This is a genomic window from Collinsella sp. CLA-ER-H10, assembly GCF_040092475.1.
In the GTDB taxonomy this organism is placed as follows: Bacteria; Actinomycetota; Coriobacteriia; order Coriobacteriales; family Coriobacteriaceae; genus Collinsella.
The window spans coordinates 60,349-79,289 of record NZ_JBBNLM010000007.1 but is presented as its reverse complement, the minus strand read 5'-3'; the positions used below and the strand labels follow the sequence as shown (position 1 = coordinate 79,289).

The window sequence follows — 18,941 nt, the reverse complement described above, 5'->3', positions numbered from 1 at the left end:
TGGTTATGCTGGCGCTGATCGCTCCAGGTATAGTTCGCCGGCGACTTCGCATCCCAATGCTCAGCCAAATAGTTCCTCGGATAGTCCGGTGCGCCCATCGCGTTCCAAGCATGCGTCGTGCCCTTCGACCCAGGCGTCCGACAAGCCGCGCCGTCCCTCAAGTCGTCTTTCCGGCTCGGACTTTATGCACTACGCCAACGACAACGCAGCGGTCAAGGCGATTTACGACTTTACCCACGGTCCTCAGCGGGGGCTATTCATCGGCATTGTCGTTGCCCTGGTGCTCGTGAGCCTGTATTTCCCCGTGCGCGATCTGTACGTGGCAAAGCGCTCGAGCGATATCTTGGCCAAGCAGGTCGAGATTCGTCAGCAATACAATGATGAGCTGCAAAAAAGCGTCGACAAGCTGCTCTCGGAGGAGGGTATCAAGGACGCGGCATCCGAGGACTTGGGCCTGGTGATGCCCGGCGAGAAGAGAATTGAAGTGCAGGGCCTGGACGACGATTCGGATTCGTCTTCGAGCAAGAAGTCGTCGAACGCCAAGAAGGCCAGCGAAGTTGCCAAGGAAATCGAAGACGTCGGTAAGGACGCCCCGTGGTACATCCAGGCGCTCGACATGCTGTTTGGGTTTAACGGTGTCGAGGGCCAGACGGTCGTGTCCAACGGCAAATAGCGCCCGGAGGGGAACCCGCAATGGCAGATTGCAAACGATATAAGGTGGCAGCGATCGACCTGGGAACGGTGTCGTCGCGACTGGTGCTGGCGCAGGTCGAGGGCGGGGCGATCGTGGAATCGTCCAAGCATACCGAGATTACAGACCTGGGCGAGGGCGTGGACGCGACGGGCCGCTTTTGCGAGGCGGCGGTCGAGCGCGTGCTCGCTGCGTGTCGCATGTTTGTGGATGAGGCGCGTGCCTTTGGGGCCGCGTGCATCTGCACCACGTGCACGAGCGCCGCGCGCGATGCGTCCAATGCCGCGCTGCTGCTGGACGGCCTGCGCGATCTGGGGCTTGAGCCACAGGTGATTCCGGGCGAGGTCGAGGCACGCCTGACGTTTTTTGGCGTGGCGCACGACTTTGCCGGCGAGCGCATCATTGTTGCCGATTCGGGTGGCGGATCCACGGAGCTCGCGACGGGCGTCTATGCGCCGGAGCGCGGCGTCTTTGCACTGGAGGGAACGCGCTCGCTGGACATCGGTTGTCGCCGCGTGACCGAGCGGTTTTTCTCGGCGCTGCCGCCTGCGGACGGCGAGCTTGCTGCCGCTGCCAACTGGGCGGGCGAGCAGTTCGAGGCTTACTTTGAGAGCCTGCCGAGCGATTTTGAGCGCGCCGAGCGCTTGGTCGCGGTGGGCGGTACCGTCACCACACTCGTGGCGCTGGTCCACGAGCTGGAGCCGTACGACTCGAGCTTTGTGCACCTGCGCGAGCTTTCGATGGAACAGATTTCTGCCGCTATCGAGCGCATGTTCACGCTGGACGTGGAGAGCATTGCCGCGTTGCCAGGCGTGCAACCCAAGCGCGCGGGCGTGATCCTGGCAGGTGCCGTGGTGATTCGCGAGCTCATGCGCGCCGGTGGCTACGATGCGCTCACCGTAAGCGAGAACAGCCTACTCGCTGGCATGGTCGCCACCATCAACGAGGTTCTCGACGGCGCGACTCCCACCATCGCCTGGACCCCCAGCCTCAGCGCCCTCTAAATAAGTTGCGGTGAAATACGGACTACAATCGCCCTTTCGGGCACCAAACAGTCCCTATTCCACCGCAACTCAACAGCCGGCACCTGGGGACAGTCCTTGCGGGGCGTCCCCACAGCGCCTATGCCAGCTTGTCGATCTGCCCAATCTCCCAAAGCGGAATATTGATGAGCATGCCCTCGTCTCTATATGCCGCCAGGGAGCTCCTCACGCAACGCTCGAGTTTGAATTTTTCGCAGGCTATTTTCAGACTCTTCGCTTTAAGGTTCTCTGCCGCCTTGACCTCAAGCGGAAGCACGGTTCCCGCATGGTCGATGGCAAAGTCGGTTTCGGCATTGCCGGAGGTAGAGGACCAATACGCGGGAGTTTTGTCCTGGAGCAAAAGCTCCTGCGCGACGTATTGTTCGGTCAGCGAACCTTTGAACTCGGTAAAAACAGCGGATCCGTTAAGAACGATGGCCGGAGAGAGACCGGAGAGCGCTCCGAGGATGCCGGTGTCGATGCAGAACAGTTTGAAGCCCGAGAGGTCTTCATAGCTCGAGAGCGGCGCCTTTAGAGCGGAGACACGTGGCACCTTATGAACGATTCCGTAGTCCGTGAGCCACTGGAGGCTTTCCTCGAAATCGCGTGCGCGCGCTCCGGGACGAAGGGCGCCATAGACAAACTTCTTGTTCTCCTTTGCAAGCTGGCCGGGAAGGGATTTCCAAACCAACCTCATGCGCTCGACGATGCGGGCGGGTGCATGTTTGCCAAAATCGGATTCGTAAGCCTCGATGATTTGCTGTTGAAGCCTTCGGGCTTCGATGAAGTCGCGTGTCTCGGCGAAAGTGGAGGCAACTTCGGGCATACCGCCGACAACAAGGTATTCCTTGAGCAAGTGCTCGAGCTTTTCGGTAACGTTTGCTAGAAGGTTCATGTCTGCGGCAAGGATGGCGTCGGCGAGCGGGTTGCCGTCGACGGCACGAACGAACTCAGCAAACCCCATGGGACGCATGGTGAGCTGGTCGATTTTGCCGACGGGAAATGACTCGTTTTCGCGTCGGAGCGCGAGGCCCATATAGGAACCGGCTGCTACGATGTGGTATTCGGGCGCAAGCTCGTTGAAGTACTTGAGCGAGGTGATCCCGCGTGGCGCTTCTTGGATCTCGTCGAAGATGATGAGCGTGTCTTCCGGCGTTACGGTTTGGCCACGTAGGAGTTCTATCTGGGAGATGATGCGCTTGGGGTCGAGGTTCCCATCGAACAGCGAGCGTGTGCTCGGCTCGAGCATAAAGTCAAAACGAATGACGTTTCGATACTGCTGGCTTGCGAATTCGTTAAGAAGCCAAGTCTTTCCTGTCTGGCGGGCTCCCTTAAGCAAGAGAGGTTTGCGATTCGCCCTTGATTTCCAAGCGATAAGTTCACTCATAAGCTGTCGCTGCATATTGCCTCCCAACCCTCTCGGTTAGTATAAGGCCATTTGGGTGTTTCCATCGGAAAATGTGCGAGACAACCACGTTTTCCCATCGGAAAATGTGCGAGACAACCACGTTTTTCCATCGGAAAATGTGGTAGGAAACTCATTGGGTGGGCGGAAAAAGTAGTCAAAAAAGCCCCGTCCCAAATGAGCTGCTCTGCAGTTGACGGCGTCCAAAAGAAACGAGCCCGCATCCCTGGGGAACACGGGCTCGCAAGCAATCATATGGTAGGGGCGGTGGGACTCGAACCCACAATCCTTGCGGCGAGAGATTTTAAGTCTCCTGCGTATGCCAATTCCGCCACGCCCCCGTGAGACTAGAAGTCTAGCACAAGCCGTCCGTTACGCGTTGACGGCCATCGAGTGTTGGCCCGACTTCTCCAGGAACTCCTGGAACTTGGCTTCGTCGCCCTTGTTTTGGTACTGCAGGGCCAGCAGGTATTCCAGGCGGCAGCTCTTGACCTTGTCGTCACCGGCCTCCTTGAGCATGCGCTCCAGCTCGGGAATGTCGTTGTGGCGCTTCAAGATCATCGTGTCGTACATCAGCTGGCATTCGTGTGCGACTGCCTCGGCCTGACCGCCCTCAAAGCCCTTGATCTCGTGCAGGAGCTCCTTGGATTTTTTGCGGTCCTCCTGGCCAACGTAGTAGTTAAAGGCCTTAATCACCAGGTCGACGCGCTGCATCTTGGGCAGATTGAGTCCCAGCAGCAAATCGAACATCTCGTCGGCGCGCTTGTGGTCCTCGCGCAGCAGATAGGAGTTCAGGCGCAGGTAGTCGCGGTTGTAGCGCGGGTACAGCATGCTGGTGAGTTTGCCATCGAGCAAACGATCGAACTCGTCCCACTGCTTGGCAGCCATAAGCTGTTGCAGGCGCTTAAACGTGGTGCGTTTTTTTACGCTAAAGAACACCGATATGGCGATACAAATAATGACGACGGCGGTCCAGAGGGTGCGGGAATCGGGCATATTAGGGTCCTTAGTCGCTCATAAAGCGAGCGGTATGACAACACGTACTAGATGTATTATACGCAGCGCGCAAGCAAACTGGCATAAAAGCTCATCGAGGCTGAGTGCCATCGCTCGCTGCGGTACACTTACCTAAAGTAAACCACGAAGGGAGACATTACCTATGAAGAAGATCGTTTTGGCTTGCGGTGCTGGCGCTGCTACTTCCACGCTCGTTGCCCAGAAGGTCGCTACCCTGCTCGACGCCAACGGTTACGCCGACAAGTACGAGATCGTGCAGTGCGCCATCTCCGAGGCCAAGGACGTTTGCGACGAGGGCGCCGACCTGCTGATCGCCACCACCGTTGCCCCCGAGGGCCTCACCTGCCCGTACGTGAGCGGTGTGCCCTTCATGACCGGCATGAACCGCGTCGCCGCCGAGAAGGCCGTCCTCGACGTCATGGCTCAGTAGGCGCTGACTGTATGAGTGAGCAGAACGCCAATCCGGTCGAGCTCTTTGGTATGCGCGTTGCCCATGTGGGCATTAACGCCGCCAACCCGGCAGACGCCTTGGAGATCGCGGAGCTGTTCTCGACGATGATGGGTCTGCCCGTTATCGAGACCCCGGTTTCGTACTTTAACGATTCGCTGGTCGAGGTCATGAAGCAGAATGGTCGTGGCACCAAGGGCCACATCGGCTTTGCCGTCAACGACATTGATGCGGCCGAGAAGTGGTTTGCCGAGCGCGGGCTCGAGGTCAACGAAGAGTCGCGCGCGCTGCTGCCCGACGGTAGCACCAAGCTCGTGTACTTTAAGCGCGAGTTCGCCGGCTTCGCCGTGCATCTGTGCCGCGAGTAGCGTACAAGCTGCTTTAGTTAGCAAAAAATGGGGTAAGGCGCGTGGCCTTGCCCCATTTTTAATACCGAGAGGGTGACTGACGGGCTGCCGTAAATCGAAGGTGAATGGCTTTCCGCGAAGTGAACGAGTGAAATCGAACCCCTAGAGCATCGACGCTTTGGAGACGCCGTTTCCTGCGGTTTTGTCAGGTTTTTCTTGCGGTTTTGGCGCCAAAAAGTGCGGATGCTTCGGGGGTCCAAAATAGGTCGTTCACTTCGCGGAAAAGCATTCACCTTCGATTCGTGAGAGGCGCCCCTACCGCGGCAGGCGAATCGAAAAGCGGCTGCCGACCCCTTCGACCGAGGTCACACCGATGACGCCGCCGTGGCTGTCGACGATCCACTTGGCGATAGCGAGCCCCAGGCCCGAACCCTGTGCGCCGGCATCGCGCGCGTTGTCAGCGCGGTAGAACCGTTCAAACGCGTGAGCTGCGGATTCCTGGTTCATGCCGATACCCTCGTCCTCAACACTTATGTCGATCGTGCCCATGCCCGCATCGGGTGTTATGCCAAATGTGACGGTCGTTCCCGCACTCGAGTACTTGGCGGCGTTTTGCACGATCACGCGCAGAGCCTGCTTCACGAGCGCGACATCGACGGATGCGTCGCAGCGCGGGTCACTGGCAAACGCAGTATCAAAAGCCAGTCGATACGCGTGCGCGGCATCAATCATCTGCGATTCTTCGCATACCTCGCCGACCAGTGCAGCCAGGTTGGTATTCACGCGCCGCAGCACGGTGCGGCCGGCATCTCCGCGTGCCAAAAACAGCAGTTGTTCCACGAGCTCCTGCATATGCTCGCTTTCGGCCTTGAGCGAGGCGATGGACTCTGCCAGCACGTCTGGGTCGTCTTTGCCCCAGCGGTCGAGCATGTTTACGTAGCCCTGAATCACCGCGATGGGCGTGCGCAGTTCGTGACTCGCGTCGTTGACAAAGCGCATCTGCTGCAGCTTGGCCTCTTGCATCTGGCGCAGCAGGCGGTTGAGCGCGACCTCGATGCTCGCCAGGTCGGCGTCGCCGGTGGTGACGCTCGGCGAGTCGACGCTTGCGCGCTCGATGGCCTGCTCCAGCGTTTCCATCTTGCCGCCGGAGAGCTGCATACGGCCGAGCTCGTCCACGCGTAAGGCCAGGTCGTTGAGTGGTGCCATGGTACGGCGCACGCGGCGGGCGCCGCCGAGCATGTTGAGCACGCTGATGACCTGCCAACCCACAACGACAAGGTAGAGAGGCCATAGCGCGACGAGGTCCTGCGCGAGCGGGAAGGTCTTGCTGGTGTGCGCAAGCTCGACGGTATAGGCGAGCGTTGCCAGGTCCCAGCCGCGCGCGGGCGTCAGCGACATGCCGTGAACGGTGGCGCCGGGAATCCAGCCTGCGGTAAACGCGCCTTCGGGCAGCGTTTGGTTGTAGCCATAGACGAGGATCGCCGCCGCAATCACCACCAGTAGCAGGTCGAGCCAGACATAGCTCAACAGGCGGCGCCACATATAGCTCCAGTTGATGGCGCGGGCGATGGAGGTGACGCGCTTGGCCTCGGCGTTACGCACGGCAGACATAGCCCACCCCGCGCACGGTCTGGATGATGCGGGCACCGCCGGCGTCCTCGATTTTGGCACGCAGGTGCGCGATGTGTACGTCGACGTTGTTGGTGTCGCCCACGTATTCGTAGCCCAGCGCTTCGTGCGCGATGCGCTCGCGCGTGAGCACAGTCTCGGCATGCGCCATAAGCAGGGCGAGGACGTCGAACTCGCGGGCCGTGAGTGCGATGGGCGAGCCGCCGACCGTGACTTCGCGGCGGTCGAGATCGAGCGCGACCGAGCCCACGGCGAGCGTGGCGGGGGAGGGAGAGGCAGAAGCCTGGGTCGAGTCGCTGACCGGGGGTATCGCAGCGGCGCTCCCGGTCGCGCCGCCCGCCATGCCCGTCCCGGCACCGACGCCGCCAATGCCCGAAGCCGCCCGCACGGCCTCCGAGCGCTTCAGCGCCACGCGGATCCGTGCGAACAGCTCCTCAATCGCAAACGGCTTGGTCAGGTAATCGTCAGCACCGGCGTCGAGCCCGGCCACCTTGTCCATCACGGCATCGCGCGCGGTGACCATAATCACCGGCACATCCTTGTGCTTGCGGACGCGTCGCAGCACCTCCATGCCGTTGAGTTGCGGCAACAGTACATCGAGCAGAATCAGATCGTAGTCGCGCTCCATCGCCAGGTCAACGGCGGTGCGGCCATCGGCGGCGTGCTCCACCTGGTAGCCCTCGTGCTCAAGCTCGAGCGTCACAAAGCGGGCGATTTTCTCCTCGTCCTCTACGATCAGGATCCGTGCCATGCGTGCCCCCGTCTGCGATTACTTGTCGTCGTTCAGATTTTGCTTGATGCCGTCCGCGGCGTCGGCGGCGTGATCCATCAGGTTGTTGATGCTGCCGGGCACGTCGCCGTCGCTATCGATGCGATAGCGCATGCCAAAGAACAGGCCAAGCAGCATCAGCCATATCGTGGCGCCCCAGGCAAACAGGGCGACGATGGGGATCAGGATGGGGATGTTGAGGATGATGGCGTCGCGGCGTGTGGCAATAAACTTGGTGTCCAGGCTCAGACGGAAGAGCTTTTTAAGGTACTCCCACACGCTGTCCATCTTCTTGGAGAAGTCAGTTTTTTCGCTCGACTTCTCGTAGGCGGCCTGCGCGGCGACCATCTCGGCCGAGGGTTCGTCGACCGGCGCGGACTCGGTGGCGGCGTGCGCCGACGTGGTCTGGGTCTTGCCCTGCGACTCGAGCCAAATGATGGCATCCAGAACGTTGCCGTCGGCGGCGTCGAGCGCTGCCTTGGCATCGGTGTAGCTCACGTTGCACTTGGTGCGGATGGTTTCAACTTTTTCGAGGTCGTCCATGACCTGTCCTTTCGTTCGATGGGCGCGACGCCAGGCGATCTGCCCGGGCGCGAGCGTTGCGTTCGGCGGCCTGCGTTGCGCGGCGCCGCCCCGCCCTTGGTCGAACTCTATAGTGCAGGTTATAGATTAAGTGATTCTTGAGCCAAGATTAATGGTGGATGAGTTTTTGGGTGGCGAAGCGCGTGACGCGGGGCGCGCAGGCAAGGGGAAGGCCGGTTTTGCGCGGCGTGGGGAAGGGGAGGACAGGTCTTTGGGGCGGCCGACAGCGAGGTTTAATACTTTTCCGAGAAGTGAACGAGTGAAAGCGGACACCCGAAGCATCGACACTTGAGAGGTGCCGTTTCCTGCGGTTTTGCTGCCGGAATCCTGCGAGTTTGCCGTTGAAAAATGCGGATGCTCCAGGGGTCCAAAAACAGCCGTTCACTTCGCGGAAAAGTATTAGACCTCGATAACGGGGATGGGGCGCCGGTGCAAAACGGCGTCAAGGGTTGGTCGAGCAGGCGGTTTCTCCATTGATGTCCGCACGACATGTGACACTTTCCCTGCCGCCCTGCTCTGCCGCGGCGGCATGCATCTGAACGACGACCCTCTAAGGAGTTCGATATTGATGAGTGACAACACCAAGCATCTCGCAAAGAAGTGCGTCAGGGACGCAGGGCCGTGCCTCGCGCTGTGCCTTGTCGGCGCAGCGGTTGCGCTGCTGGCTGTTCTGGGGCCATTCGACGTGCTCCGAAGTGCCAGCTCTCTGCACGTTTGCATGGCCCTTGCCGGCGCCATGATGACCGGCGGCGTGCTCGATCTGGTTTTTTGGGTGCTTGACCCGTTTGGATGGAAGAACGAAGGGTAAGCCCTAAGGGGTGGAAGGGCTGGAACGGTTGGCTTAGTGATCGTGCAGAATGCGGTCTAGCGACTTACAGGGAAGTGGTGATCCGATGACGGTCTATGTGACGGGCGACGTCCATGGCGGCCTCGACATGCAAAAGCTGCGCGATTGGGACCTTGGGGATAGCCTGACGAGCGACGACTATCTGATTGTCGCGGGCGACTTTGGCTTTCCGTGGGATTTCTCTGCCGAGGAATGCGCCGATATCGCTTGGCTGGAGTCGCGCCCCTATACCGTGCTGTTCGTCGACGGCAACCACGAGCGTTTCGATCACTGGGCGGAGCGTCCCATGGAGCTGTGGCACGGCGGGCTGACGCAGCGCCTGTCGGACACCTCTCCCATACGGCGCCTGACGCGCGGCGAGGTTTTTGAACTCGACGGCTCAATGATCTTTACCATGGGTGGCGCCACGAGCGTGGACAAGGAATACCGCATTCCGTATTCCAGCTGGTGGCCGCAGGAGCTGCCGGACGAGCGCAACTTTGAGGAGACGCGGGCAAAGCTCGACAGCGCGGGCTGGAAGGTCGACTACGTGGTCACCCACACCTGCTCAACGCGTATGCTTTCGCCCGCGCTTTATCCGGCACCCGGCTGGAATTACCCCGCCGTTGATCGGCTTACGGCATTTTTCGATGAGCTGGAAGACCGCTTGGATTACAAGCGCTGGTACTACGGACATTTTCATCGGGATGCCAATCCGGCCGAGCGCCACACCGTGCTCTACGACTGCATCGTTCGCCTAGGCGACGAACTCCAGCCCTGGGATGTTGCGTAGAGGCGCGGTGGCTGGCTACTCGACCGTTACAGTGATGTTTTCCCGATGCTCCCGGATGACGTTCCAGCTAAAGTGCTCGACCAGCTGCTCGGCAGAGCGCGGCGTGGTGTCTGGCGCGATGCCTGTTTGCCCGGCGAGCCAGCCCAGTAGTGCCTCGGGCGTGCCAAAGCGGGCGCGTAGTTCGCCCAGGTCCAGATCGCGGTCGCGCTTGGAAAGGCGGCGGCCGTCCGGTGACATGAGCAGCGGAATGTGCGCGTAGTGCGGCGTGGGCAGTCCCAGTAGATGCTGCAGGTAGATTTGGCGCGGCGTGGAGCCCAGCAGGTCGCATCCGCGCACGACCTCGGTGACGCCCATGGCGGCGTCGTCGACCACCACGGCTAGCTGATAGGCAAAAACACCATCGCTGCGGCGCACCAAAAAGTCGCCGCACTCGGTGGCGAGTGCCTCGCATTGGGCGCCGTACGTGCGGTCCACAAATTCGATCACATCGTCTGCGAGGTCGTCGACGGCGGGCACGCGCAGGCGCGTGGCCGGGGCGCGCAGGGCACTGCGGCGGGCGACCTCTTCGGCCGAAAGCCCTCGGCAGGCGCCGCGATAGATGGGCGTGCCGTCGCTGGCGTGCGGTGCGCTTGCGGCGTGGAGCTCGGCACGTGTGCAAAAGCAGGGGTAGGTGAGGCCGGCGTCTTGCAGCTGGTGCAGGGCGTCCTCGTACAAGTCCAGGCGATCGTGCTGGTAGTAGGGGCCTTCGTCCCACTCAAGCCCCAGCCAGGCCAGGTCGTCAATCAGTTGAGCGGCAAGTTCCGGGCGCTTGCAGCGATCGTCCAGGTCCTCGATGCGCAGTACGATGCGGCCGCCCTGGCTGCGGGCCGAAAGCCACGCGCACAGGCAACTGAACACGTTGCCCAGGTGCATGCGGCCCGAGGGCGACGGGGCAAAACGGCCCACGACGGGCGCGGGGGCAGAGGCGGGCGGCGTCGTTGGCGCGTCCGCGGCGGGCGTTGCTATGTTGCGTGCTTTGATATCCATGCGGACGAGTATAGCGCGGGGCGCGATGGGGAGACGTCACTGTGGTCCGCAAGTTGTCGAAGCCCCGCATTGCGTATGGCGGGCCGCAGACTCGGCGCTTTGATTCCTGTCCATCAATTCGGCGCCTTAGACGACAGAAACCCCGGCAGCTCTTCGCAACTGCCGGGGTTTCCGCGGAAAAGGGGGACATGATCCTCGAGCGAACGGCAAAGGGGCAAACCGTTTTCGCTCAACTGCTTTATGCCCCTCGGCTGGCGGCTCAATCAGCGCATGCCGCGCCCACACAAAGCCACTACACCTGTGACGGAGCTGTGAAATGGTATCTATCGTTGGTGCATGCCATGCCAAAGAGTGTCCCTAACGGCTAGTCATTTAAGAACGTCCCCAATGACTAGCTGCTGGCGGCGGGCGTGACTTTTGTCCCATTTGGCGCTCCGGTCGCCTAGATATTCGTCATGTGCGCCCGTAAACGTGGGACAATGACGCTGTTGGTATCACAGACAAAGGATGTGCCTATGAACGCCCCCGTTGCCAAGACCTGTCGGCAGCGCCGCCTATTCGCGCGATTCGCTTCCGTCTGCGCACTCGTCGCGCTTGCGTTGTTGCTGCTGCCTGCCGCCGCACACGCCGACGGCTACTCCATGAGCCAAACCTACATCGGCGCCACGGTTGAGGCCGATGGATCGTTGACCGTTGTCGAGGGACGCCAGTTCGATTTCGACGACGACATCAACGGCGTGTTTTGGGAGATCAATACGGGCACCAACCAGCAGGGCGGCACGGCGGGCGTCGACGTGCTGAGTGTCGAGGAAGAGGACACCGCGTTTAACAAAGTCGATAGCGCGAACAAGGGCGACTCTGGCGTCTACACGGTCGAGCAGACCGGTGACGGCGTAAGGATTAAGGTGTTCAGCCCCCACGAGAGCGGCGATAGCGCGATCTATTACGTGAGCTACATCATGACCGGTGCGGTCATGAACTGGGCCGATACCGCCGAGCTCTACTGGAAGTTCGTGGGTGACGGCTGGTCCGCGGATTCCGACGATGTCGAGATGGAAGTGTACTTCGCAAATGCCGCTGCCGGGACGGCGGCCGTCAAGGGCGATAACTTCCGCGCATGGGGTCACGGTCCGCTGACGGGCGACGTGTCACTCGATGCGGATGAACCCATGGTCACCTATACCATTCCCTGCGTGCATCAGGGCGAATTCGCCGAGGCGCGCATCGCCTTCCCCAGCGACTGGGTGCCATGGCTTTCCGCTTCAAGTGAGGAGCGCATGCCGACAATCCTGAGCGAGGAGAAGGCGTGGGCCGACGAAGCTAACGCCCGCCGCGCTCACGCTCGCATGATTGCCAATGCACTTGCCGCGCTAAGTGTTGTCGCGGCGGTGGCATTTACCGGCACAATCGTTGTGCTCAAGCTGCGCCGCCGCAAGCCCAAGCCGCTTTTCCAGGACGAATATTTCCGCGATGTGCCTTCGGCCGACCATCCCGCCGTACTTTCGGCCCTCATGAGCTGGAACGAGGTGCCCGATCAGGCATATATCGCTACGCTCATGAAGCTCACTGACGACCGTGTGATCAAGCTGGAGCAGGCGACCGTGACCAAGGCCAAGAAGGGTCTGCTGAAGCGCGAAAAAGAAGAGCAGACGTATCGCGTGATGGTGAGTGATGCGGGCTGGAAATCGGCCAAGGGCATTGACCACATGGTGCTCAAGGTTTTCTTTGCCGGTGCTAAGCCCGACGAGAACGGCGATCGCTCGCGCACGTTTGACGAGCTGCAGCACTACGTTAAACAGCACGCTACGCCCGTGGGGGACAAGCTCGAGGACTATCAGAACACCGTTAAGGGCAAGCTGGCCGATAGCGAGTACGTTGCCTCGGACGGCATCGTTGCAATGGTGTTTTGCCTGGTTCTTGGTATTCTGATCGCCTTTGTTCCCGTGGGATCCATTTTCTTTACTGACGGCGCGCAGGTGAACATTATCGCCGCGGTTATCTCGGTGCCGATTGTGCTGGTGGGTATTGGCGTGGGCCTTACGTTCCGCCGCTTTACGCCGGAGGGCGCCGAGGTTGCGGCTCGCTGCAAGGCGCTTAAGCATTGGCTCGAGGATTTCACGCGCCTAAAGGAAGCCGTCCCCGGCGATCTGGTACTGTGGAACAAGCTGCTGGTGATGGGTGCGGCGCTGGGCGTTTCGAAGGAAGTCCTGCGTCAGCTTGCCGAGGCTGTTCCTCCCGAGGTGCGCGAGGCCGACGGTTTCTACGACAATTACCCTTGCTACTGGTGGTACTACCATCATTACGGTATCGATTCGCCGCTCGATTCATTTAACGATGTGTATCACGAGAGCATCCGTGAGCTGGCTTCGAGCTCCGACAGCTCGGGCGGCGGCGGTGGCGGCGGCTTCTCGGGCGGCGGCGGAGGCGGCGTCGGCGGTGGCGGCGGCGGAACGTTCTAGCGAGCGCTTGCTTTGGGGTGGACCTTTCTGGGCGGTTGCCAGGGAAGATCCATCCCATTTTTGTGCATCGAAACGGGCCATACTTTCCGCTGCGGACCTTCGCGCAAGGGGCAGTGGGCAAAAAATGCCAAATATGAGTACTGTTGCCTAGATTGTCACATTTGCTTGTACTAAAAAATGGACTCCTAACGAGATTGTTTCTCGTTAGAAATCCATTTTATTGTACATTTGGGGAGATACGTTAGTTCATCCAACGCGTCGAGAGGTCTAAGAGACCCGAAAAAGCCGAATTTCGCTGCCACTAAAAAGGTAACAGTACTCATATTTGATGTTTTTTGACCACAGCTATATGTGAACCCCTATATAGCGACCTCAAGAAGGGCTTCGTCGGTCGTTTTGATCAAGACTGTCCCCAACGACTAGTCATTTAAGAACGTCCCCAACGACTAGGTGCGGCTGCTGCCAAGGAGTGTCCCGGGGTGCCGGCACAAGAGGAACGTCCCTAACTGCCGGGTTTTAGACTGTTAGGTCCAGTTCGTAGAGGAAGCTTTCGCGCGGCATGGCGTGGCGGCGCTCTTCGCGGTTGGCGCGGTGCGTGGCCGTGCGCTTAAAGCCGTGCAGCTCGTAGAACTTCCACGAGCAGTTGGAGTCGGTGTACAGGTGCGCCCTCGTCGCTCCAAGCGAAGACAGGTGCGAGACCGCGGCGTCGAGCAGAACCGTGCCAACGCCCAGGCCATGGACATCGCGATCCACGGCAAGTAGCGTGACCTCGTTGTCGTGTGGCAACGGGCTGCTCTCGAGCAGGCGGTTGTTGGTTCGAATGGTGGTGCGCACAAACGAGAGATACTCGGCGCACGACTCGGGTTCTAGCTCGCGCATCTGCGACAGCAGTGCACGCTCAGTATCCATCCAATGTTCGTTGACGCTAGCGCCGGAGCTCTGTCCTGCGCGTGCAAGTGCAATGCCGCGCGCCTGACCGTCGATTACGGCAACCTGTGAAAACGTCGACGACGAAAGGCAATAGGCGAGGTCGCACGCGGCCTCAAGGCGGTTGTACTCATCGTTATCCGAATTGTTATGCCAAAGCTGCTGCAGAATCAGCGCGATGGCGTCGAAGTCTTCGGTATCAAACGGTCGGTAGAGAACCCGCGAGACCATGGTGCCTCTTTCTTTTGCGGATGCATATCGAGTACAGTTCTACCACGCCATTGGCATCTAATTATGGTGCCCCGGTGTTCCATGAACTCACCGTGCCCGGTGCCATGCCCATCCCCTCCGCTCGCAAACTTTTTCTGCACATGCGCCCGTTGCGGGGTGCATCGATGCGCTCGATGCGCTACATTAAATCAGTATTTTCAATGCCGCTGCGCGAGCGCTGCAGATCGACGTATCACCGACTCACAGAGCACGGCGGCGTACCAGACAGGAGGACTGCATGGGATCTGATGTGAAGATCGCACGCGCGTTGATCTCGGTTACCGATAAGACGGGCGTCGTCGATTTCGCACGGACGCTGGTTGACGACTTTGGCGTCGAGATCATCTCTACGGGCGGCACGGCTCGTGCCATCGAGGACGCGGGCGTTCCCGTAACCCCCATCGAGGAGTTCACGGGCTATCCCGAGATGATGGACGGCCGCGTTAAGACCCTGCACCCCAAGGTTCATGGCGCGCTGCTGGCCCGCCGCGATTCCGAGCAGCACATGCAGGAGGCGGCTCAGCACGGCATTAAGCTGATCGACCTGGTCGTCGTCAACCTGTACGAGTTCGAGAAGACCGTCGCCAACCCCGAGGTCACCTTCGCGGACGCCATCGAGCACATCGACATCGGTGGCCCCTCCATGCTGCGCTCTGCCGCCAAGAACGCCACGAGCGTTACCGTCATTTCCGATCCGGCCGACTATGATGCCGTCCTGGCCGAGATGCACGAGACCGGTGGCTGCACCACGCTTTCCACCCGTCGTCGCCTGCAGGTGAAGGTCTACCAGACCACCGCCGCCTACGACACGGCCATCTCCCGCTGGCTCGCCGCCCAGGCAAGCGACGTGGCGGACACCTCTGCCAAGCTCGAGATTTCGCTGGAGAAGGTCGACGACCTGCGCTATGGCGAGAACCCGCAGCAGAAAGCCACAGTCTATCGCTTTGCCGAGGGCTGCGAGAACACCGCGAGCTCGCAGTTCCCGCTCGTGGGCTCCAAGCAGATCCAGGGCAAGCCGCTCAGCTACAACAACTATCTGGATGCCGACGCCGCCTGGAACCTGGTCCGCGAGTTCGACGAGCCGGCCTGCGTAATCCTCAAGCACCAGAACCCCTGCGGTTCCGCCGTTGCCGAGGACATCACGGCTGCCTACGACCGCGCTTTTGCCTGCGATCCCAAGAGCGCCTTCGGCGGCATCATCGCCTGCAACCGCGAGGTTCCCTTTGATCTGGTTGAGCACTTTGCCGATCAGAACAAGCAGTTCGTCGAGGTCATCATCGCCCCGAGCTACACCGCCGAGGCGCTCGAGCGCATGGCCAAGCGCCCCAACCTGCGCGTGTTGGCGACCGGCGGCGTGGACCACGGCGCTCAGGTGGAGCTGCGCTCCGTCGACGGCGGCATGCTGGTGCAGGAGGTCGACCACGTGATCGAGGATCCCGCGACCTTTACGTTCCCCACCGACCGCAAGCCCACCGACGCCGAGATGGCCGAGCTCGAGTTTGCCTGGAAGGTCTGCAAGGGCGTTAAGTCCAACGCCATCCTGGTCTCCAAGGGTAAGGCCGGCATTGGCATGGGCCCGGGTCAGCCTAACCGCGTTGACTCTGCGCTACTTGCCTGCGAGCGCGCCGAGGACTTCTGCGAGCGCGAGGGCGTGGAGAAGGGCGGCTTTGCCTGTGCAAGCGATGCGTTCTTCCCGTTCCGCGACAACGTCGACGTGCTTGCTGCACACGGCGTGACCTGCATCATCCAGCCCGGCGGCTCCAAGCGCGACGACGAAAGCATCCAGGCCTGCAACGAGCACAATATTGCTATGGTCTTTACCGGCGCCCGCCACTTCCGCCACTAAGTTCCGCCTTGGGACAAAATAATCTCCGCAAAAGACGGCTGCTCCGTTTGGAGGGCCGTCTTTTTGGTATAAGAGGACGGAATGACTAACACGAAAGGTATGACCATGCCCCAGATTGATGATGCCGAGCTGTTTGGCAATGCCGAGGATCAGCGTGCGTACGAGGACTTTTGCGCCAATCAGGAGGCGGTCGAGAAGTTCACGCTCGACAAGCCCGCGCTTGTCTGCCGTTGGCGCATGTCCAACAAAAAGGTGCCCATGCTCAACCGCCACATTCGCGCACTGTCCGAGCGCCTGGTGCAGGGCGAGCCGCTTACCCATAACATGCTCAGCTGGGCTAAACAGCACGTTGAGTGGTCGCTTGCCGAGGGCGATTACACTGCGCACGACGGCGTACTCATGCTGGTGATCGACGTCAATGGCAACGCCGCCATGACGGTGGGCGAGTACGAGCCGCTGGCCGATACGTCGGCCAAGGCGCTGCGTGCCCGTTCCGCCGAGGCCCGCTCCGAGGCCGACGAGACCGGCGTGGCGCCCGAGCTGCTCGCCGCCGTCAACAACGGCGAGCTCGCCTTTGTGGCGCCGGCGGACGAGTTCCTGTGTGGCACGGCGACGCTCATCGAGCAGTTGGCCCAGACCAAGGGCATCCCGGTCACGCGCGTAGACATTCCCGCGCAGCTTAAGGGCGCGCTGTTCCTAGTGAGCGACGAGCACGGCGTGGTCCCCGCAACCGAGACGGACGCCACCGAGGCCGACGCCGCTACGGTTGCCTTCTTCGCCGAAGGCTACGAAAAGCTCCGCGCCCGCCGCTAAATGATTATTCTGGGACGGGGATTTAATAATCATTTTGGTCCCCGTCACCGCTGCGAGTGCGAGGCGAGCCAAACGCCCCCCGTTCGCGAACAGTTCTGTCACCTTGGCGCCGCGCGCGGTGCACACCTGCAGTTTCGCAGCCATAATGGTGGCAAGACAACCGAGAGGGGAGCGGAATCCATGGCGCTGATCTATATCGTTGAGGACGACGAGCCCATTCGTCGTGAGCTTGTCGACATCCTTGCCCGCGCCGGTTTTGAGGTTGAGACATGCGAATCGTTTGAGCATGTCTCGCGCGATATTCTCGCCGCCGCGCCCGACCTAGTGCTGCTCGACCTCACGCTTCCCGTCAAGGACGGCCAGCATATCTGCCATGAGGTCCGTCGCGAATCCGAGGTTCCCATCATCGTCCTCACGTCGCGCACGACCGAGATTGACGAGGTCATGGCCATGACGCTCGGCGCGGACGACTTTGTTCCCAAGCCCTACAGCGCCCGTGTGCTCGTGGCGCGCATCAACGCACTGCTGCGTCGCACCGCGGCGGCAGGTGAGCGCAGCGCACTTGTCCACAAGGGGCTGGAGCTCGACCTCGCCCGCTCAATGGTCACCAACACGCAAACCGGCACTAGCACCGAGCTCACCAAAAACGAACTGCGTATCCTCTCACTGCTTCTGAGCCGCGCGGGCAAGATTGTTTCGCGCTCGGCCATCATGCAGGACCTGTGGGACTCCGACGCCTTCGTGGACGACAATACGCTTACCGTCAACATCAACCGCCTGCGCACCACGCTCGAAAAAATCGGCATCAAGGGGTATTTGACGACGCACCGCGGCCAAGGCTATTCGGTCTAGGGGCCGGCTATGTCGTTTGCCAAGTTCTTTAAAGACGCGCTGCTTCCCGTCGCCGTGTGGACGTGCGGCGTGCTGCTGAGCTGCTTTGTGCTGACGGTCGCCGGTGCACCCGTTTCTATCGTGGTCGTGGCGGTTGGCGTGTCCTTTATCTTTGGTATGCTCGGCATCGTGATCGAGTACGCGCGCCGTCGTCGTTTTCTGCGCCAGCTGGAGCGTGCGGCAGAGGAGCTCGAGAGTCCCGCATGGGTGCAGGAGATGGTGCAATGTCCGACCTATGCCGAGGGCGAGCTCGAGTACGAGGTCTTGCGCCGGGTGGGCAAGGCGGCATGCGATGAGGTGGCGGAAGGCCGGCACCAGACCGATGACTACCGCGACTATATCGAGAGCTGGGTCCACGAGGCCAAGCTGCCCCTGGCGGCGGCTCACCTGATTTTGGAAAACCTGGACAGCAGCGAAGACGACCTGTCGCGCGTGGACGATCTGGCACGCGAGCTTGCCCGCGTGGAGCGCTATATCGACCAAGCTCTGTACTATGCGCGCTCGGAAGTCGTGGAGCGCGACTACCTGATTCGCCGCTGGGATCTCAAGACCTTGGTGACGGGCGCGATTAAAGCCAACGCGCGCGAGCTTATCGCGGCGCACGTGGCTCCGGTGTGCGAGAACCTCGACTTTGAGGTCTTTACCGACGAGAAGTGGCTCGAGTTTATTCTGGGCCAGCTCATTCAGAACAGCATTAAATATGCGCGTGAGGATGGTGCGAAGATCACGTTTTCGGGCGCGTTGCTGGACGAGGGCCTGGCAAGTGAGCGCATCGAGCTTACCGTCGCGGACAACGGCTGTGGTGTGAGCGCGGCCGACCTGCCCCGCGTGTTCGAGAAGGGCTTTACCGGCGACAACGGTCGCACCACCAAGCGCGCAACGGGCATCGGCCTCTACCTGGTGGCACGTCTGTGCTCCAAGATGGGCATCGACGTCACCGCGGCATCCGAGCCCGGCGAAGGCTTCGTCGTCACGTTTGCCTTCTCAACCAACAAGTTCCAATACTTTGAGTAACGCACGCGGCAGACGTCCGCCCAAACAAAAACGTGCCGCCCCAAACGGGGCGGCACGCCATTCCTCTATTCAGACAACTCGCTGAAGTAAGGCTGCGAAGGCCGCGGGGCCGGGAGGGGTTTCCTAAGGGCACATCCCGCAGCCGCAACGCGGCGAGGACGTGCCC

At 60.9% G+C, this 18,941-nt stretch carries 18 protein-coding genes and 1 tRNA gene; 11 read left to right on the top strand and 8 right to left on the bottom strand.

From position 1 onward, the window contains the following. Positions 1-88 precede the first annotated feature (88 nt). Positions 89-673, top strand: a complete 585-nt coding sequence (locus AAAX36_RS05030; protein WP_349074385.1) for a hypothetical protein — start codon at positions 89-91, stop codon at positions 671-673. 20 nt (positions 674-693) lie between these two features. Beyond that, positions 694-1,695: a hypothetical protein gene (locus AAAX36_RS05025; protein WP_349074382.1), complete on the top strand. Its 1,002-nt coding sequence runs from the start codon at positions 694-696 to the stop codon at positions 1,693-1,695. 118 nt (positions 1,696-1,813) lie between these two features. On the opposite strand, the gene AAAX36_RS05020 is transcribed toward AAAX36_RS05025, so the two are convergent. The 3 genes from AAAX36_RS05020 to AAAX36_RS05010 all read right to left on the bottom strand — a co-directional run bounded on the left by AAAX36_RS05020 (position 1,814) and on the right by AAAX36_RS05010 (position 4,114). Next, a complete protein-coding gene (locus tag AAAX36_RS05020) occupies positions 1,814-3,115 on the bottom strand; it encodes an AAA family ATPase (RefSeq protein ID WP_349074380.1) in 1,302 nt (433 codons plus the stop codon). Positions 3,116-3,374: 259 nt separating this feature from the next. Continuing rightward, positions 3,375-3,459 (bottom strand) — tRNA-Leu (locus AAAX36_RS05015). A 31-nt stretch (positions 3,460-3,490) separates the two neighbouring features. Beyond that, positions 3,491-4,114 (bottom strand): hypothetical protein, encoded by a 624-nt coding sequence (locus AAAX36_RS05010; protein WP_349074377.1) that lies wholly within the window; start codon positions 4,112-4,114, stop codon positions 3,491-3,493. A gap of 163 nt (positions 4,115-4,277) precedes the next feature. Between AAAX36_RS05010 and AAAX36_RS05005 the strand changes: the two genes are divergently transcribed. Both AAAX36_RS05005 and AAAX36_RS05000 read left to right on the top strand, forming a co-directional pair. Beyond that, positions 4,278-4,565 carry a PTS sugar transporter subunit IIB gene (locus AAAX36_RS05005; RefSeq protein ID WP_271738213.1) on the top strand — a complete coding sequence of 96 codons (288 nt, stop codon included), beginning with the start codon at positions 4,278-4,280 and terminating at the stop codon, positions 4,563-4,565. Between the two features lie 11 nt (positions 4,566-4,576). Beyond that, complete coding sequence (locus tag AAAX36_RS05000; protein WP_343007422.1) at positions 4,577-4,951, top strand: VOC family protein; 375 nt, start codon at positions 4,577-4,579, stop codon at positions 4,949-4,951. 294 nt (positions 4,952-5,245) lie between these two features. On the opposite strand, the gene AAAX36_RS04995 is transcribed toward AAAX36_RS05000, so the two are convergent. Genes AAAX36_RS04995 through AAAX36_RS04985 form a run of 3 tightly spaced genes read right to left on the bottom strand, consistent with a single transcriptional unit; the run spans position 5,246 to position 7,871 of the window. Beyond that, positions 5,246-6,541, bottom strand: a complete 1,296-nt coding sequence (locus AAAX36_RS04995; RefSeq protein ID WP_349074375.1) for a HAMP domain-containing sensor histidine kinase — start codon at positions 6,539-6,541, stop codon at positions 5,246-5,248. After that, entirely contained in the window at positions 6,525-7,310 is a 786-nt protein-coding gene (locus tag AAAX36_RS04990; protein ID WP_349074373.1) for a response regulator transcription factor, read from the bottom strand. The genes AAAX36_RS04995 and AAAX36_RS04990 overlap by 17 nt, the downstream gene beginning before the upstream one ends. 18 nt (positions 7,311-7,328) lie before the next feature. Next, entirely contained in the window at positions 7,329-7,871 is a 543-nt protein-coding gene (locus AAAX36_RS04985) for a DUF4342 domain-containing protein (protein ID WP_349074372.1), read from the bottom strand. 607 nt (positions 7,872-8,478) lie between these two features. On the opposite strand from AAAX36_RS04985, the gene AAAX36_RS04980 reads away from it, so the two are divergent. Together AAAX36_RS04980 and AAAX36_RS04975 are read left to right on the top strand one after the other, a co-directional pair. Then, a complete protein-coding gene (locus AAAX36_RS04980) occupies positions 8,479-8,718 on the top strand; it encodes a hypothetical protein (RefSeq protein ID WP_349074370.1) in 240 nt (79 codons plus the stop codon). A gap of 85 nt (positions 8,719-8,803) precedes the next feature. Further along, on the top strand, positions 8,804-9,529 hold the full coding sequence (locus AAAX36_RS04975) for a metallophosphoesterase (RefSeq protein ID WP_349074368.1): 726 nt from the start codon (positions 8,804-8,806) through the stop codon (positions 9,527-9,529). Positions 9,530-9,544: 15 nt separating this feature from the next. Here AAAX36_RS04975 and gluQRS read toward each other — a convergent pair whose 3' ends face one another. Next, positions 9,545-10,555: a tRNA glutamyl-Q(34) synthetase GluQRS gene (gluQRS, locus tag AAAX36_RS04970; RefSeq protein WP_349074366.1), complete on the bottom strand. Its 1,011-nt coding sequence runs from the start codon at positions 10,553-10,555 to the stop codon at positions 9,545-9,547. A gap of 515 nt (positions 10,556-11,070) precedes the next feature. On the opposite strand from gluQRS, the gene AAAX36_RS04965 reads away from it, so the two are divergent. Then, on the top strand, positions 11,071-13,014 hold the full coding sequence (locus AAAX36_RS04965) for a DUF2207 domain-containing protein (protein ID WP_349074364.1): 1,944 nt from the start codon (positions 11,071-11,073) through the stop codon (positions 13,012-13,014). 516 nt (positions 13,015-13,530) lie between these two features. Here the strand turns inward: AAAX36_RS04965 and AAAX36_RS04960 are convergent. Continuing rightward, positions 13,531-14,172, bottom strand: coding sequence for a GNAT family N-acetyltransferase (locus tag AAAX36_RS04960; protein ID WP_349074363.1), 642 nt, complete (start codon positions 14,170-14,172; stop codon positions 13,531-13,533). Positions 14,173-14,449: 277 nt separating this feature from the next. Between AAAX36_RS04960 and purH the strand changes: the two genes are divergently transcribed. The 4 genes from purH (at position 14,450) to AAAX36_RS04940 (ending at position 18,775) form a co-directional block, all read left to right on the top strand. Beyond that, positions 14,450-16,057: a bifunctional phosphoribosylaminoimidazolecarboxamide formyltransferase/IMP cyclohydrolase gene (purH, locus tag AAAX36_RS04955; RefSeq protein WP_349074360.1), complete on the top strand. Its 1,608-nt coding sequence runs from the start codon at positions 14,450-14,452 to the stop codon at positions 16,055-16,057. Positions 16,058-16,138: 81 nt separating this feature from the next. Next, positions 16,139-16,870: a hypothetical protein gene (locus tag AAAX36_RS04950; RefSeq protein ID WP_349074359.1), complete on the top strand. Its 732-nt coding sequence runs from the start codon at positions 16,139-16,141 to the stop codon at positions 16,868-16,870. 180 nt (positions 16,871-17,050) lie between these two features. Further along, complete coding sequence (locus AAAX36_RS04945; RefSeq protein WP_349074356.1) at positions 17,051-17,722, top strand: response regulator transcription factor; 672 nt, start codon at positions 17,051-17,053, stop codon at positions 17,720-17,722. 9 nt (positions 17,723-17,731) lie between these two features. Beyond that, on the top strand, positions 17,732-18,775 hold the full coding sequence (locus tag AAAX36_RS04940) for a sensor histidine kinase (RefSeq protein WP_349074353.1): 1,044 nt from the start codon (positions 17,732-17,734) through the stop codon (positions 18,773-18,775). Positions 18,776-18,941 lie beyond the last annotated feature (166 nt).